The organism is Microbacterium sp. IO18, assembly GCF_049099505.1.
Classification (GTDB): domain Bacteria; phylum Actinomycetota; class Actinomycetes; order Actinomycetales; family Microbacteriaceae; genus Microbacterium; species Microbacterium aurugineum.
Map to the genome: position 1 here is coordinate 589,128 of NZ_JBMJAF010000002.1, position 14,562 is coordinate 603,689.

Genomic DNA, 14,562 nt, shown 5'->3' on the forward strand with positions numbered 1-14,562 from the left:
CGGTCGCTCCGGTCGCGATATGACAGCCTCCGGGCCATTTCTGGCTGCCATATCGCGACCGGAGCCTCGCGGGAGGGGGCTCAGGAGCTGCCGGCGGTCGACGCCTCCAGCTTCTCCATGACCTGGTTGATCGTGAACGACGCCGATTCCTGCCGGGCCGGGAATTCCGCGAGGGTCTGCAGCATGCGCGCCACATATGCCTGCGCCGGCACGAACAGGAAGATCCGGTCGAGCACCCAGTCCCAGTAGGTGTTCGACGTGATGTCCGCCCGCTCGTAGGGATCCGTGCGGAGGTTGAACAGCTTCGGGAATCGCAGCTCGATGTACGGTTCCTGCCAGATCTGCAGGGTCCCGGAGGCGCGCTGCTCGAGGAACACGAGCTTCCAGTTGTCGAAGCGCAGTGCGGTGAGGTCGCCGTCATCCGAGACGTAGAAGAAGTGTCGGCGCGGACTCTGATCGACGGCACCGGTGATGTAGTCGAGCTGGTTGTTGCCGTCGAGGTGCACCGTGAACTCGGTCCCGTGCAGGTCCGTGCCCGACTTCAGCCGCTCCGCGATGTCCGTATCGCCGACAGCCGCGAGCAGGGTCACGAACCAGTCGTTGTGGCTCACGATCCCGTTGAGCGTCGTCCCGGCGGGGATGTGCCCCGGCCAGCGGACCATCGCGGGCACGCGGTAGGCGCCCTCCCAGTTCGAGTTCTTCTCGTTGCGGAACGGCGTCATGCCGGCATCCGGCCAGCTGTTCATGTGCGGACCGTTGTCGGTGGAATACATGACGATCGTGTTCTCGGCCAGTCCCAGCTCATCGAGGAGGTCGAGCAGACTGCCCACGACGCCGTCGTGATCGATCATCGTGTCGTGGTACTCCGACTGCCAGCGTCCGGCCTGCCCCTTGCTCTCTTCCTTGGTGTGGGTGCGGAAGTGCATGTGGGTGGAGTTGAACCAGACGAAGAAGGGGGTGTCGTCGTCCGCCTGCGTGCGGATGAAGTCCGCCGCCGCATCGCGGAACTCCTCGTCGACCGTCTCCATGCGCTTCTTGGTCAGCGGTCCGGTGTCTTCGATCCGCTGCGTTCCGTCGGCGTTCGCCCAGCTGTGGAGCACACCACGCGGGCGGAACTTCTCGCTGAAGCCGGGGAACTCCTCGTCGGTCGGGTAGTCCGGGTGCTCGGGCTCCTCCTCCGCGTTCAGGTGGTAGAGGTTGCCGAAGAACTCGTCGAAGCCGTGCGCGGTGGGCAGGTGCTCGTCTCGATCTCCGAGGTGGTTCTTGCCGAACTGCCCCGTGGCGTAGCCGTGATGCTTGAGCGCGTCCGCGATCGTGGGGTCCTCAGGCTGGAGGCCCAGCTTCGCGCCGGGCATCCCCACCTTGGTGAGTCCGGTCCGATAGGGGTTCTGGCCGGTGATGAACGCCGCACGTCCCGCCGTGCAGCTCTGCTCGCCGTAGTAGTCGGTGAACTTCACGCCCTCATCGGCGATCCGATCGATGTTCGGCGTCCGATAGCCCATCAGACCGTCGGAATACGTGCTCAGGTTGCTGATGCCGATGTCATCGCCCCAGATGATGAGGATGTTGGGCTTCTCGGCCATGGGTGACTCCTTGCTTCAACCGGTGAGAGGGGGCGGATGCCCTCGGTCGAAGCCAAACAGGTCCACGGGCCGAAACCCAGGACGCCTCACTCGGAGCGGGTGAGGCGGAAGCCGATGTGCGACATCCCCGTGTCCTCCGCCTGCGGCGAGCGCGCGGCAGGCCGGAACCGCAGGCAGTAGTCCGGCGAGCACAGATGGGATCCACCTTTGAGCACGCGACGGGGGATGCCGGGGAAACCCTCCTGCGCGCTCGCTGCGGCCAGGAGGTTCGTCCGCTTCCCCGCATCGACCGGGGTGTCGGAGAGCCGCAGGTGCCGCGGGGTGTAGAAGTCGGTCGTCCACTCCCACACATTCGCGATCATGTCGTACAGGCCGTAGCCGTTCGGCGGATAGGAACCGACGGGCGCTGTGCCGCCGACACCCTGGTTGTCGTAGGGGAAACGACCGAGCCAGGAGTTCGCTTGGGCGACGCCGCCCGGGTACGGCTCGTCCCCCCACGCGAACGGCGCGCCTTCCAGGCCGCCGCGCGCCGCGTACTCGTGCTCGGCTTCCGTGGGCAGCCGCATCCCGACCCAGTCCGCGTACGCCACCGCGTCCTCGAAAGCGACGTGCACGACCGGATGCTGCATCCGGTCCTCGATCGAGGAGTCCGGTCCGAAGGGTCGACGCCAGAAGGCTCCCGGCTGCCAACGCCACCAGTTGCGCCAGTCCCCGAGATTCGTCGGTCCCGACGTCGGCGTGAAGACCATCGCTCCGGGGACGAGGTCGGCAGGGTCGGCGCCCGGAAACGCGGCCGGATCGAGCTCCCGTTCGGCGACGGTCACGTACCCCGTCGCGTCCACGAACTCGGCGTACTGCGCGTTGGTCACCTGATAGCGGTCGATGAAGAACGAGGCGACCTCACGCTCGTGCACCGGGCGTTCATCGGGGTAGAAATCCTCGGACCCCATCAGGAACGTGCCGCCCGGGATGTGGACCATGTCGCGCGAGTTCGTCACGTGACTCAGCGTAATGTCCGACTCTCCGCGGCTGCAGGGTGTTCTCGGAGGGGGTGTCAGATGACGCGGGCGGTCGTCCACGCGAGTTCGGCGGCACCCAACAGCAGGCGGTCTGCCGCGAGGGAGGCGGGGAGGATGCGCAGACCTTCTGCGTTCTCGGTCATCGCTCGAGCTGCCACGTCCGCGGCGAAGCCCTCCGCGTCGACGCTCTCGAGGAGGGCGAGGAATCCGCCGAGGACGACGACGGAGGGGTTCAGGATGTTGACGGCGTCGGCGATCGCCTGCGCGAGGAAGGCCCGCTGGCGGGAGCACTCGGCGCGGACGGCATCCTCATCGGCAGCCGCGGCGAGCGCGCTGGCGAGCGTCGCCTCGTCTGCGACCGCGAGACCGAGCGCCGCCAGCAACCGCGCCCTGCTGACGACGTCTTCCAGGACCGCATCGGAGGAGACGTCGACGCGGTTCTGGCCGAACTCACCGGCGAATCCGCCCACACCGCCCACCGGCGCCCCGTGCACGATGATCCCCCCGCCGATGCCGGAAGGGCCGCCGTTGAGGTAGACGAGATCGTCCACGCCCTGGGCGGCACCGAACAGGTGCTCGGCGAGCGCACCGAGACTCGCATCGTTGCCCACCGCCACCGGGAGCCCGGTCGCCGCGGCGATGGATGCACGCAGCGGCAGATCGGTCCATCCCAGGTGCGGCGCATTGCGCACGAGTCCGTCCGCGGCACGCACCAGACCGGGCACCGCCACCCCCACCGCGATCACGCGCATCCCTGCGAGCGCACCCCGCGTCCAGCGGTCGATCACTCCGGCGATGAGGGGCGCCACCTCATCCGCACCGAGCACTGAGGTCGACTCGATCCGTTCCCGCACCGCGATCGTGCGCGCGAGGTCGATCGCTGCGATCTCGACCGCGTCGACCTCGGGGTTCACGGCGATCACGACCGTCGTCGGAGCTGCGGCGACCACGGGCGACGGGCGCCCCACCCGGCCCACCGGTCCCGGCTCGCGCTCGACGACCCAGCCGTCACCGGCGAGTTCTGCGACGAGGTCCGCGATGGTCGAGCGGTTCAGTCCGGTCGCGGCGGTCAGCTGGGCGCGCGACTGCTCGCCGCCCAGATGGACGAGACGGAGCACACGGGCGAGGTTGCCGGCACGCACCCCGCCGTTCGCGTCCTTGGCGGCGGCGCCCTCCCCGGGTTCGGTCACGTGGTCCTCGCATTCCCGCTCGGTGTCTCAGTCTAGGAGGCTGGACATCCTGCTCTTCTCCGTATAAGTTGCTGTCAACAACATATACGCGCACGCCGCCGTGCGCCCGTGCGAAGGAGCATCATGAGCCTCACCCCGACCCGCGCCGACAAGTTCTCGTTCGGTCTCTGGACCGTCGGATACAACGGCTCCGACCCCTTCGGCGGTCCGACGCGTCCGGCCCTCGACGTCGTGCACGCCGTCGAGAAGCTGGCGGAACTCGGCGCCTACGGTCTCACCTTCCACGATGACGACCTCTTCGCCTTCGGGTCGACGGATGCCGAGCGCCAGACGCAGATCGACCGCCTCAAGGGCGCGCTCGCCGACACGGGTCTCGTCGTGCCGATGGTCACCACGAACCTGTTCAGCGCCCCGGTCTTCAAAGACGGCGGCTTCACCTCGAACGACCGCCAGGTGCGCCGCTTCGCGCTGCGCAAGGTGTTCCGTCAGCTCGACCTGGGCGCAGAGCTCGGTGCGCGCACGTTCGTCATGTGGGGTGGCCGCGAGGGCGCGGAGTACGACTCGGCGAAAGACGTGCGTGCCGCGCTGGAGCGCTACCGGGAAGCCGTCAACCTGCTCGGCGACTACGTGACCGACAAGGGCTACGACATCCGGTTCGCGATCGAGCCGAAGCCGAACGAGCCGCGTGGCGACATCCTGCTCCCCACCCTCGGCCACGCGATCGCGTTCATCGACTCCCTGGAGCGCCCCGAGCTCGTCGGCGTCAACCCCGAGGTCGGACACGAGCAGATGGCGGGTCTCAACTTCACGGCCGGCATCGCCCAGGCTCTGTACCACGGCAAGCTCTTCCACATCGACCTCAACGGCCAGCGCGGCATCAAGTACGACCAGGACCTCGTGTTCGGCCACGGCGACCTGCACAACGCCTTCTCCCTGGTGGACCTGCTCGAGAACGGCGGCCCGAACGGCGTGCCCGCCTACGAGGGACCCCGTCACTTCGACTACAAGCCCTCGCGCACGGAGGACGAGACGGGGGTCTGGGACTCGGCTGCCGCCAACATGCGGACCTACCTGCTGCTGAAGGAGCGTGCTGCGGCCTTCCGCGCCGACCCCGAGGTGCAGGAGGCGCTGGCCTCCGCGAAGGTCGCCGAACTCTCGACGCCGACGCTCGACGAGGGCGAGTCCTACGACGCCTTCCTGGCCGACCGCAGCGCCTACGAGGAGTTCGATGCCGACGCCTACCTCGGCGGCAAGGGCTTCGGGTTCGTCCGCCTCCAGCAGCTCGCGACCGAGCACCTGCTGGGCGCCCGGTGATCGGCTGATGGCGCTCGTCCTCGGCGTCGATTCGTCGACGCAGGCATGCAAGGTCGTCGTCGTCGACGCCGAGACGGGAGCGGTGGTGCGCAGCGGTCGCGCCCCTCATCCCGACGGCACCGCGGTCGATCCTGAAGCGTGGTGGTCCGCAGTGACCGCCGCGATCGAGGCTGCCGGGGGTCTCGACGACGTCACGGCGTGGGCCATCGGCGGACAACAGCATGGGATGGTGGCGCTCGACGCCTCGGGCGCCGTCATCCGCGATGCGCTGCTCTGGAACGACACGCGCTCCGCGGAGGCAGCGGCCGACCTCGTCGCCGAGTTCGGTGCGCAGGAGCTGGCCGAGCGCACGAACGTGGTGCCGGTGGCCTCGTTCACGATCTCGAAGCTGCGCTGGCTGCGCGACCACGAACCCGAGAACGCGGCTCGCGTGGCGGCGGTCGCCCTCCCCCACGACTGGCTGACGTGGCGACTCCGCGGCTACGGACCGGCAGGCGCCGAAAGCGCGCCTCTCGGACCCGCGCTGGATCAGCTCGTGACCGACCGCTCCGATGCATCCGGCACCGGATACTGGAGCCCCACGACCGGAGGCTACGATCGCGAGCTGCTGATCGCAGCCCTCGGACACGACGTCCTGCTGCCGCGCGTGCTCGGTGCGGACGAATCCGTGGAGGATGCGAGCGGTCGCCGGGTCGGGCCGGGGGCAGGCGACAACGCGGCGGCTGCACTCGGACTCGGCGCGGGCCCCGGTGACGTCGTGGTCTCGATCGGCACCAGCGGCACGGTCTTCGCGGTGAGCGCGGAGCCCTCCGCCGACCCGTCCGGCATCATCTCGGGGTTCGCCTCGGCCGACGGCCACTTCCTCCCCCTGGTCTGCACGCTCAATGCGGCGCGGGTGCTCGACGTCACGGCGGCCCTGCTCGGAGTCGACCATGACGAGCTCAGCAGGTTGGCTCTGTCGGCGTCGGCCGGAGCAGCAGGGCTCTCGCTCGTCCCCTACTTCGAGGGTGAGCGCACCCCGAACCTGCCCGATGCCACGGCGACCCTCAGCGGTATGACCCTCGCCTCGACCACGCGCGAGAACCTGGCGCGCGCCGCGGTGGAGGGCATGCTCTCGGGGCTCCGCGCAGGACTCGACGCCCTGCGGGAGGCGGGAGTGCCGCTGCGGCGAGGGCTGCTGATCGGCGGCGGGGCGCAGTCGGAGGCCGTGCGGGAGATCGCGCCGCAGGTGTTCGGCATCCCCGTCGAGGTGCCGGCCGCGGGTGAGTACGTCGCCCTGGGCGCTGCCCGTCAAGCCGCCGCGCTGCTCTGACCCGCCCTGTCACGTTCGCTCCCCGTCCTCCACGGCCGATCCGCATCCTGTCCTCCACAGCCGATTCCGCATCCCGTCCTCCACAGCCGGTTTTGTCGGCGCACGCACCCCACGCTCCGGTCGCGATCTGGCAGCCAATTCGCCTCCCAGAGCTGACATATCGCGACCGGAGGAGGAGCAAACCTGGGGAGAGCCGTCCACGCGGCACGCGTCCGGTGCCAGCGTCGAGGGATGGGACGCACACGAGACCCCCTTCCTCCGAACCTCGGCGACAGTTTCAGTCTGCGAGCCGCATATCGCGCGGGGGTCGGACGAGGCCGACTCAGCGCCGACGATCTGGAGCGCCCGTTCCCGGCCGTACGGCGGCGACTCCCTCCAGACCGCTCAGAACAGCCGGACCCGTACCGACGCCAACGGGATGCGCGTGTCACCGCCGCCCGGGCCTACGCCCACCGCATGCACGAGCGGCAGCACATCAGCCATGAATCGGCGGCTGCGCTCTGGGGTGCTCCCTTGCCCCTGACCCGCACCCTGGAGGGGGCTATCGCGGAGGCGGACGCGCTCGGCGTGCATGTCACCACGATCGGCACGGGCCCACTATCCCGGGTCCGCGGCGTGGTCAGGCATCGCGGGAAGGAGGATCGCACGGCCACGACGCACCTCGAGGGCATCCGTCTCTCGGGTCCCGCGACCACCTGGGCCGCTCTCGGCCGACTGCCCATCTTCGATCTCGTCGCACTCGGCGACTACTTCTGCCGCGCCTGGCGCTCCGGTCATGGTCGCCCTACTCCGGGACGGGCACCGCTAACGACGATCGCTGAGCTCGAAGCTGCCCTGAGCACAGGCCGCCGCGTCGGAATCCGCAACCTGAGGGAAGCGCTCCCGCTGATCCGCGAGGACTCCTGGTCGCCGCGTGAGAGTCGGGTGCGCTGCCTCCTGGTCCAGGCCGGACTGCCGGAGCCCGAGCTCAACGTCGACATCTTCGAGGATGGTGTCTTCCTGGCCTGCGGTGACCTCGTCTACCGCCTACACCGGGTGCTCATCGAGTACCACGGCATGATGCACGGCGCGCAGTGGGCGGCGGACGTCGAGCGTGCCGCGGCGCTGCGTGCGGCGGGGTGGACGGTGATCGAGGTGACGGCGCCTCTTCTCGCTCAGCCCGAGGTGCTCGTGCGTCGCGTACGTGCCGCCCTTCGCTCCGGTCGCGGAATGGCACCGAATTGAGCCGGGAGCCATGCGTTTTCGCGACCGGAGGCCGCCCGGTTCTAGATCCCGAAGATCCGCCACGAGGCAGCGTGCGCCTCGCCCGGCGCCAGGGTCACCAGGTCGACACCGGAGTTGAAGGCATCGGGAGGACACGTCATCGGTTCGACCGCGAGTCCGATGCGATGGGTCGACGGAACGGCGGGGGTGTCGGCGGTATGCACCTGCACCCACGGGCACCGCCGGTCCCACGCGATCCCGACGCCCTCCCCCGTAGCCGCGACGACGCGGACCTCCGCGATCTCGTCGGCACGCGCGAGCGAGGTGAACGCGTGGTCGATGAACACGTCGCCGATCCGCCTCGCCTCGCGGAAGTCCCATTCCGGGTGCTCCGTCACGGACTCCACGGTGACCGGGCTCAGCCGCTCCGGGGTCACCGTCAGCACCTCGGATGCCGGAAGGGTGAGCGTCCAGTCATCCACGCGTCCGGGCCCGGCCACGAGGTAAGGATGCGGTCCGGTACCCCACGGCGCCGTATCCGCACCGAGGTTGCGCGCCGTGACGGTCTGGTGCAGCCCATCGGCATCGAGGCGATAGTCGACCTCGACCTCGATGCGGAACGGGTAGCCGGCCTGAGGCTCGATCACAGCGGCCAGTGAGACGCGATCCTCGCTTACGAGGCGATCTTCGAACTCCACCCAGACGAGGAGTCCATGGAGGGCTTGGCCGCGCTCCGGTTCGGTCAGTGCCAGCTGGTGCTCGGCACCGGCGAACCGGTAGCGTCCGTCGACGATGCGGTTGGGCCAGGGAGCGAGTGTCGCCCCACGATAGGCCGGGCGCACCTCATCCGCATCGAAGGGGACAACCAGGTCGCGCCCGTCGAAGGTCAGCGTCCGGAGAGTAGCGCCGACGCTCGCGATCTCCGCCGCATAACCGTGGCCGGTGAGACGCCGTTGTCGACCGGAGCGAGGCGCCACCATCAGAGCCCCTGCGCCAGGCGGTAGTACGCCTGATTCCAGCGCACCTGCTTCTGGAACTCCGGCAGCGTCGTGCTGTCGTCGATCACCAGCAGCTCGACCTCTGCCATCTCGGCGAAGTCGCGGAACGCCTCGATGCCGACCGCGGTCGACATGACGGTGTGGTGTGCGGCTCCCGCCGTCAGCCACGCGGCGGCGCTGGTGGTGAAGTCCGGTTGCGGCTTCCAGACAGCACGCCCGACCGGGAGCTTGGGCAGCGCGGCGCGCGGCGGCACGTTCTCGACCACGTTCGCGGTGAGACGGAAACGGTCGCGCATGTCGCTGAGGGCGACGACGACCGCGGGCCCCGGGTCCGCCGTGAAGACGAGTCGCACCGGGTCGTCCTTGCCGCCGATGCCGAGCGGATGGATCTCGAGCGTGGGCTTCGCGGTGGTCAGCGACGGCGAGACCTCGAGCATGTGGGCGCCGAGGATCAGCTCGTCGCCGGGCGTCATGTCGTAGGTGTAGTCCTCCATCAGGCTCGCGCCACCGGGGAGGCCGGAGCCCATGACGTTGGCAATGCGCACGAGCACCGCGGTCTTCCAGTCTCCCTCGGCGCCGAAGCCGTAGCCCTCCGCCATCAGTCTCTGCACGGCGAGACCCGGCAGCTGCGTCAGGGCGCCCAGATCTTCGAACGAGGTCGTGAAGGCGCTGAAGCCGCCCTCCTCCAAGAACGATCGCAGCCCGAGCTCGATCGCGGCACCGTCGCGCAGCGAGGAGTGCCGGTCGCCGCCGCGCCGGAGCTCGGGGGCGACCTCGTACAGTTCCTCGTACTCGGCGACCAGCGCGTCGATCTCACCGTCGGATGCTGCCGCGACGGCATCCGCCAGCTCGTTCACACCCCAGGTGTTGACCTGCACGCCGAAGCGCAGTTCCGCCTCGGTCTTGTCGCCCTCGGTCACGGCGACGAATCGCATGTTGTCCCCGAAGCGTGCGAGCTTCAGATCGCGGGATGCCGCCAGCCCGGCGGCCGCACGCTGCCAGGTGCCGAGCTCCCGGCGCACGCGCGGGTCGGAGGCATGCCCCACGATAGTCTTGCGCGGCACGCCCAGGCGCGTCTGGATGTATCCGAACTCACGGTCGCCGTGCGCGGCCTGGTTCAGGTTCATGAAGTCGAAGTCGATGTCGGCCCAGGGCAGCTCGACGTTCGCCTGCGTGTGCAGATGGGCGAGGGGCTTGCGCAGGGCGTCGAGGCCGGCGATCCACATCTTCGCGGGGCTGAAGGTGTGCATCCAGGCGACGAGACCGATCACCCGATCATCGGCGTTGGCTTCGAGCGCGGTCCGCTTGATAGCCGCCGCATCCGTGAGCACCGGCTTCCAGACGATGCTCACCGGGATCTCGGCGGACTCATCCAGCAGCCGGGCGATCTCCTGGGACTGCGCCGCGACCTGCGCGAGCGTCTCGGGACCGTAGAGATGCTGGCTGCCGGTGAGGAACCAGACTTCGTAGCCGTCGAGCGAGGTGGTGAGAGCCATGGGGCGTGCCTTTCGAGTGAAGCGCAGATGCGTCAGAGGGATGCGACGGCCGCCGCCTCGACGGCCAGACCCGCGCGGTAGCGATCGAGGTAGGACGAGAAGCCGGCGACGTCCGCCGGATCGGGGTCGACGACAGCGACGGATGCCGAGGCGAAGACCCGCTGGTCGAGGTAGTCCCCCAGCGTGAACTCGTCGGCCGCGGCGAGGTAGGAAGCGAGCACCGCGATGCCCCATGCCCCGCCTTCCGAGGCGAGGTCGCCGACCGCGACCGGAGCCGCGAGGGCCCCGGCGAGGAACCGCTGGGCGACCCCGGCTGTGCGGAACATGCCTCCGTGGGCGAGCATCCTGTCCAGCTCCACGCCCTCCGCGGTCAGCACCTGCATACCGAGGGCGAGGGTGCCGAACACGCCGTACACCTGCGCACGCACGAAGTTGGCGAGGTGGAAGTCGCTGTCGGGCGTGCGGACGAACAGCGGTCGCCCGGCGGCGAGCCCGGCGATCGGCTCTCCGGCCAGGTGGTTGTAGGCGAGCAGCCCGCCGGCGTCGGCTTCTCCTGCCAGTGCCTCGCGGAACAGCACGTCGAACACGGCGTCCTCGTCGAGAGGCTGCCCCGCCGCTGCGGCGAAGCGTCCGAACAGCCCCGCCCACGCGGCGAGCTCACTGGCCCCGTTGTTGCAGTGCACCATCGCCACGGCGTCTCCCGCCGGGGTGGTGACGAGGTCGAGTTCGTCGTGCTGCTCCGCCAGTGGCCGCTCCAGCACGACCATTGCGAAGATGCTCGTGCCGGCACTCACGTTTCCGGTGCGCGGAGCCACGGCGTTCGTCGCCACCATCCCGGTTCCGGCGTCCCCCTCGGGAGGGCAGAGGGGGATGCCCGACCGCAGCGCTCCGGTGGGGTCGAGGAGGGCAGCACCGTCATCGGTGAGCGTCCCTGCCGCGGCCCCCGCCACCCGCACCGCCGGGAGCAGCGCGGTCAGCGAGGCGGGAAGCCGATCGCCCGCGAGCTCGGTGTAGGACCGCAGCATCCCCGCGTCGTAGTCGGCCGTGGCCGCGTCGATCGGGAACATGCCCGAGGCATCACCCACCCCCAGGACGCGCTCGCCGGTCAGTGCGTGGTGCACGTACCCCGCGAGCGTCGTGACGAAGTCGAGGCGGGGCAGGTGCGGTTCCGCATCGATCACGGCCTGATGCAGGTGCGCGATCGACCAGCGCAGCGGGATGTTCACCCCGAGAGCCGCGCGGAGCTCGGCGGCGGCGGGCCCCGTGTTCGTGTTGCGCCAGGTGCGGAACGGGACGAGCAGCCCACCGTCGGCGTCGAGGGCGAGGTAGCCGTGCATCATCGCCGAGATGCCGATCGCCCCGAACGTCTCGGGGCGGAGGCCGTGCCGCCGCTCGACGTCGTCCACGAGCCCGGCATATGCGGCTCGCAGCCCGGTCCAGACGTCGTCGAGCGCGTAGGTCCACAGGCCGTCTTCGAGGCGGTTCTCCCAGGAGAAGGTTCCGGTGGCGAGCACCTCGGCCGGGTCGGAGCCGACCAGGCAGGCTTTGATCCGCGTCGACCCCAGTTCGATGCCGAGACTCGTGCGGCCGGCGGCGATGTCGTCGCGCGCGCTCATCGCCGGGAGTCCGTGCTCTGGCCGTAGACGTGCTGGTAGCGTTCGTAGAGGCTGTCGATCGCTGCCTGCGGAATCGGGATCAGGGGCCCCGCCTCCCGGGCGAGATGCACGGTGCGAGCGACGTCTTCCACCATGACCGCCGCCTTCACCGCATCCTTCGCGTCGGCGCCGATGGTGAACGGCCCATGGTTCTGCATGAGCACCGCCCGCGACCGATGGCCGCTGAGGGTCTCGACGATGCCACGACCGATCGAGTCGTCGCCGATGATCGCGAACGGCCCGAGCGGCACGGGGCCGCCGAACTCGTCGGCCATGGCGGTGATGACGCAGGGGATCTCCTCGCCGCGCGCCGCCCAGGCGACCGCATAGGGCGAGTGCGTGTGCACGACTCCGCCGACCTCCGGCATGTGCCGATAGACGTAGGCGTGCGCGGCGGTGTCGCTCGAGGGCGAGCGTTCACTGCCCTCGGTACCGGGGATCACGTTCCCGTCGAGATCGCACAGGATCATGTTCTCGGGCGCGAGGTCGTCGTAGCTCACCCCGGACGGCTTGATCACGAAGAGATCGGCACCGGGGACGCGCCCGGAGACGTTGCCTCCGGTCCAGACGACCAGCCCGTAGCGGACCAGTTCGCCGTGCAGGCGGGACACATCCGCACGGACGGTGGCGATCGCCCTCTCGATGTCGGGGGCGAAGGTGGGGGCGTCGTCGCTCACGGCTACCTCGATCGTCGTGACCGGTCACTGTGACCGGTCACGGAATTCTGTCACGGCTGCTCGGCACCCGTCAACCCGCCGCCCCCGGCGAGCACAGCACTCAACGCGGAGGAGCGATGGAGGCGCGCGAGACCAGCACCGGCGCCACGGCGGCGAGATCGGAGGGGGCCGCGGCTCCGTCCCCGATCACCGCAGCGACAGCCCTCCGGGCCAACTCGTCGAAGTCCTGCCGCACGGTCGTGAGCGCGGGCCAGTAGTAGGCGGCGTCGGGAGTGTCGTCGAACCCGACGACACTCACGTCATCCGGGACGTCGAGCCCCGCCTCGTGCAAGGCGCTCAGCAGCCCCAGCGCCATCTGGTCGTTGGCGGCGAACACCGCGGTCACGCCGGACCGTCGCACCGCTTCGACCGCGGCATGCCCCGACCCGGCCGACCAGTCCCCCGCGATCACGGGGCCGGGCGTCAGGCCACGGGCGGCGAGCTCCGCGGCGAATCCGTCGGCGCGCGACTCCGCCTCCAGCCAGTCGGTCGGCCCGGCGAGGTGCGCGATCCGCGTGTGCCCGGCGTCCGCGAGCGCGGCCACCGCCAGTCGCGCACCCGCGACCTGATCCACCGACAGCCCGGTCTCACCGAGCCCGGCCGAGTGCAGGGTCACGACGGGCACCCCGATCCGGAGCGCGGCGAGCGCCTCGAGCGTCTGCGCGTGCGGGGCGACGACGACGATCCCCTCCACACCCTGCACGACGAGGTGATCGACCGCAGCGACCACGGCCTCCGCATCCGCCGCGTCGGCGAACGCGGCACTCACCCAGTAGCCGGCCTCCCGCGCCGACGCCTCCAGCGCGGCAAGACTCCGCGATGGACCGTACTGCAGGGCGTCCGACGCCAGCACCCCGAGAGTCCGGGACCGTCGGGTGCCCAGCGCCCGGGCGGCGTTGTTCATGCGGTACCCGAGCTCCGTCATGGCCGCTCGCACGCGCTCCTGCGTCTCGGGAGCGACGTCCGGGTGGTCGTTCAAGACGCGCGACACGGTCTGACGGGACACCCCGGCCCGGGCGGCGACGTCACGGACGCCGATGGATCGGCCGCGGCCGTTGCTCGTGTCACTCACGCCGACGAGTGTACGGCGTGGGCGTCCGCCACTCCGTCGGCATGGCACCCTGGTGACATGCGCATCGCTCTCACCGGTTCAACGGGCAAGCTCGGACGCGTCGTGGCACGGGAACTCCGTGCGAGCGGCCACGAGGTCATCGGCATGGACGTGGTGGGGGCCCGAGAGCCGGACTTCGTACAGGTCGATCTGACGGACTACGGCCAGGTCGTCGACGCGTTCGCGGGGGTGAACGACACGCACGACGGCATCGACGCGGTGGTGCACCTCGGAGCGATCCCGGCCCCCGGCATCCGCACCGACGTCGCCACGTTCCACAACAACATGCCGGCGACGTTCAACGTGTTCTGGGCCGCCGTGCGGCTCGGGATCCGTCGCATCGTCTACGCCTCGAGCGAGACGGTCCTGGGGCTGCCGTTCGATGCGCCGCCTCCCTACGTGCCGGTCGACGAGGAGTATCCGCCGCGTCCGGAATCCGTGTACTCGCTCGTGAAGACGCTCGAGGAGCAGCTGGCGACCGAACTGGTGCGGTGGCAGCCGGAACTGTCGATCACGGCCCTGCGGTTCTCCAACGTGATGGTGCCGGAGGACTACGCGGAGTTCCCCGACTTCGACACCGACGCGCGGCGCCGCAAGCGGAACCTGTGGGGCTACATCGATGCCCGCGATGGCGCCCAGGCGATCGAGCGGGCGCTCGAGAACGCGCCGGTGGGCTTCGATCGGTTCATCATCGCGGCGGCCGACACCGTGATGTCGCGGCCCAACGCCGAGCTGCTCGCCGAGGTCTTCCCCGACGTGCCCGTCACCCGCGCGGTGGCTCCGAACGAGACCCTGCTGTCGATCGACAAGGCCCGCCGCGTCCTGGGCTACGCCCCGCAGCACTCCTGGCGCGACCACGTGTGAGCGGACGGCCGTCCGGCCGACGCCTGTGCTCCGGTCGACGCCCGGTGCTGCGGTCGCGATATGGCAGCGAGAAACGCCGTTTCGGGTGCCATATCGCGACC

General features: G+C 69.9%; 12 protein-coding genes. 4 read left to right on the top strand and 8 right to left on the bottom strand.

Translation table 11 applies throughout. The features are described 5' to 3' along the window. Positions 1-80: 80 nt before the first annotated feature. The 3 genes from ACLF6J_RS14610 to ACLF6J_RS14620 all read right to left on the bottom strand — a co-directional run bounded on the left by ACLF6J_RS14610 (position 81) and on the right by ACLF6J_RS14620 (position 3,792). Complete coding sequence (locus ACLF6J_RS14610; RefSeq protein ID WP_047524431.1) at positions 81-1,583, bottom strand: arylsulfatase; 1,503 nt, start codon at positions 1,581-1,583, stop codon at positions 81-83. Positions 1,584-1,669: 86 nt separating this feature from the next. Continuing rightward, the gene (locus ACLF6J_RS14615) at positions 1,670-2,563 is read right to left on the bottom strand and encodes a formylglycine-generating enzyme family protein (protein ID WP_134353888.1); all 894 of its coding nucleotides are present in this window, start codon (positions 2,561-2,563) and stop codon (positions 1,670-1,672) included. Positions 2,564-2,637: 74 nt separating this feature from the next. Continuing rightward, the gene (locus ACLF6J_RS14620) at positions 2,638-3,792 is read right to left on the bottom strand and encodes an ROK family transcriptional regulator (protein WP_134352181.1); all 1,155 of its coding nucleotides are present in this window, start codon (positions 3,790-3,792) and stop codon (positions 2,638-2,640) included. Positions 3,793-3,915: 123 nt separating this feature from the next. On the opposite strand from ACLF6J_RS14620, the gene xylA reads away from it, so the two are divergent. From xylA to ACLF6J_RS14635, 3 genes are all read left to right on the top strand, one after another. After that, entirely contained in the window at positions 3,916-5,106 is a 1,191-nt protein-coding gene (gene xylA / locus ACLF6J_RS14625) for a xylose isomerase (RefSeq protein WP_134352182.1), read from the top strand. 7 nt (positions 5,107-5,113) lie between these two features. Further along, positions 5,114-6,418, top strand: coding sequence for a xylulokinase (xylB, locus tag ACLF6J_RS14630; protein ID WP_134352183.1), 1,305 nt, complete (start codon positions 5,114-5,116; stop codon positions 6,416-6,418). A 231-nt stretch (positions 6,419-6,649) separates the two neighbouring features. After that, positions 6,650-7,642: a hypothetical protein gene (locus ACLF6J_RS14635; protein WP_134352184.1), complete on the top strand. Its 993-nt coding sequence runs from the start codon at positions 6,650-6,652 to the stop codon at positions 7,640-7,642. A 41-nt stretch (positions 7,643-7,683) separates the two neighbouring features. Here ACLF6J_RS14635 and ACLF6J_RS14640 read toward each other — a convergent pair whose 3' ends face one another. The 5 genes from ACLF6J_RS14640 to ACLF6J_RS14660 all read right to left on the bottom strand — a co-directional run bounded on the left by ACLF6J_RS14640 (position 7,684) and on the right by ACLF6J_RS14660 (position 13,558). Then, a complete protein-coding gene (locus tag ACLF6J_RS14640) occupies positions 7,684-8,601 on the bottom strand; it encodes an aldose 1-epimerase family protein (RefSeq protein WP_134352185.1) in 918 nt (305 codons plus the stop codon). Then, complete coding sequence (gene araA / locus ACLF6J_RS14645) at positions 8,601-10,115, bottom strand: L-arabinose isomerase (RefSeq protein WP_134352186.1); 1,515 nt, start codon at positions 10,113-10,115, stop codon at positions 8,601-8,603. Before araA ends, ACLF6J_RS14640 begins: the two co-directional genes overlap by 1 nt. 32 nt (positions 10,116-10,147) lie before the next feature. Continuing rightward, a complete protein-coding gene (locus ACLF6J_RS14650) occupies positions 10,148-11,731 on the bottom strand; it encodes a xylulokinase (RefSeq protein WP_134352187.1) in 1,584 nt (527 codons plus the stop codon). Beyond that, the gene (locus tag ACLF6J_RS14655; protein ID WP_047524423.1) at positions 11,728-12,447 is read right to left on the bottom strand and encodes an L-ribulose-5-phosphate 4-epimerase; all 720 of its coding nucleotides are present in this window, start codon (positions 12,445-12,447) and stop codon (positions 11,728-11,730) included. The genes ACLF6J_RS14650 and ACLF6J_RS14655 overlap by 4 nt, the downstream gene beginning before the upstream one ends. A 100-nt stretch (positions 12,448-12,547) precedes the next feature. Next, a complete protein-coding gene (locus tag ACLF6J_RS14660; protein WP_131492291.1) occupies positions 12,548-13,558 on the bottom strand; it encodes a LacI family DNA-binding transcriptional regulator in 1,011 nt (336 codons plus the stop codon). Positions 13,559-13,615: 57 nt separating this feature from the next. Between ACLF6J_RS14660 and ACLF6J_RS14665 the strand changes: the two genes are divergently transcribed. Beyond that, complete coding sequence (locus tag ACLF6J_RS14665; protein ID WP_134352188.1) at positions 13,616-14,461, top strand: NAD-dependent epimerase/dehydratase family protein; 846 nt, start codon at positions 13,616-13,618, stop codon at positions 14,459-14,461. The last annotated feature ends 101 nt before the right edge of the window (positions 14,462-14,562 follow it).

Excerpts from the sequence above, each read along its gene's own strand:
- ACLF6J_RS14610 (WP_047524431.1), bottom strand. The coding sequence starts at position 1,583 with ATGGCCGAGAAGCCCAACATCCTCATCATCTGGGGCGATGACATCGGC.
- ACLF6J_RS14615 (WP_134353888.1), bottom strand. The coding sequence starts at position 2,563 with ATGGTCCACATCCCGGGCGGCACGTTCCTGATGGGGTCCGAGGATTTC.
- xylA (WP_134352182.1), top strand. The coding sequence starts at position 3,916 with ATGAGCCTCACCCCGACCCGCGCCGACAAGTTCTCGTTCGGTCTCTGG.
- xylB (WP_134352183.1), top strand. The coding sequence starts at position 5,114 with ATGGCGCTCGTCCTCGGCGTCGATTCGTCGACGCAGGCATGCAAGGTC.
- ACLF6J_RS14635 (WP_134352184.1), top strand. The coding sequence starts at position 6,650 with ATGGGACGCACACGAGACCCCCTTCCTCCGAACCTCGGCGACAGTTTC.
- ACLF6J_RS14640 (WP_134352185.1), bottom strand. The coding sequence starts at position 8,601 with ATGGTGGCGCCTCGCTCCGGTCGACAACGGCGTCTCACCGGCCACGGT.
- araA (WP_134352186.1), bottom strand. The coding sequence starts at position 10,115 with ATGGCTCTCACCACCTCGCTCGACGGCTACGAAGTCTGGTTCCTCACC.
- ACLF6J_RS14650 (WP_134352187.1), bottom strand. The coding sequence starts at position 11,731 with ATGAGCGCGCGCGACGACATCGCCGCCGGCCGCACGAGTCTCGGCATC.
- ACLF6J_RS14665 (WP_134352188.1), top strand. The coding sequence starts at position 13,616 with ATGCGCATCGCTCTCACCGGTTCAACGGGCAAGCTCGGACGCGTCGTG.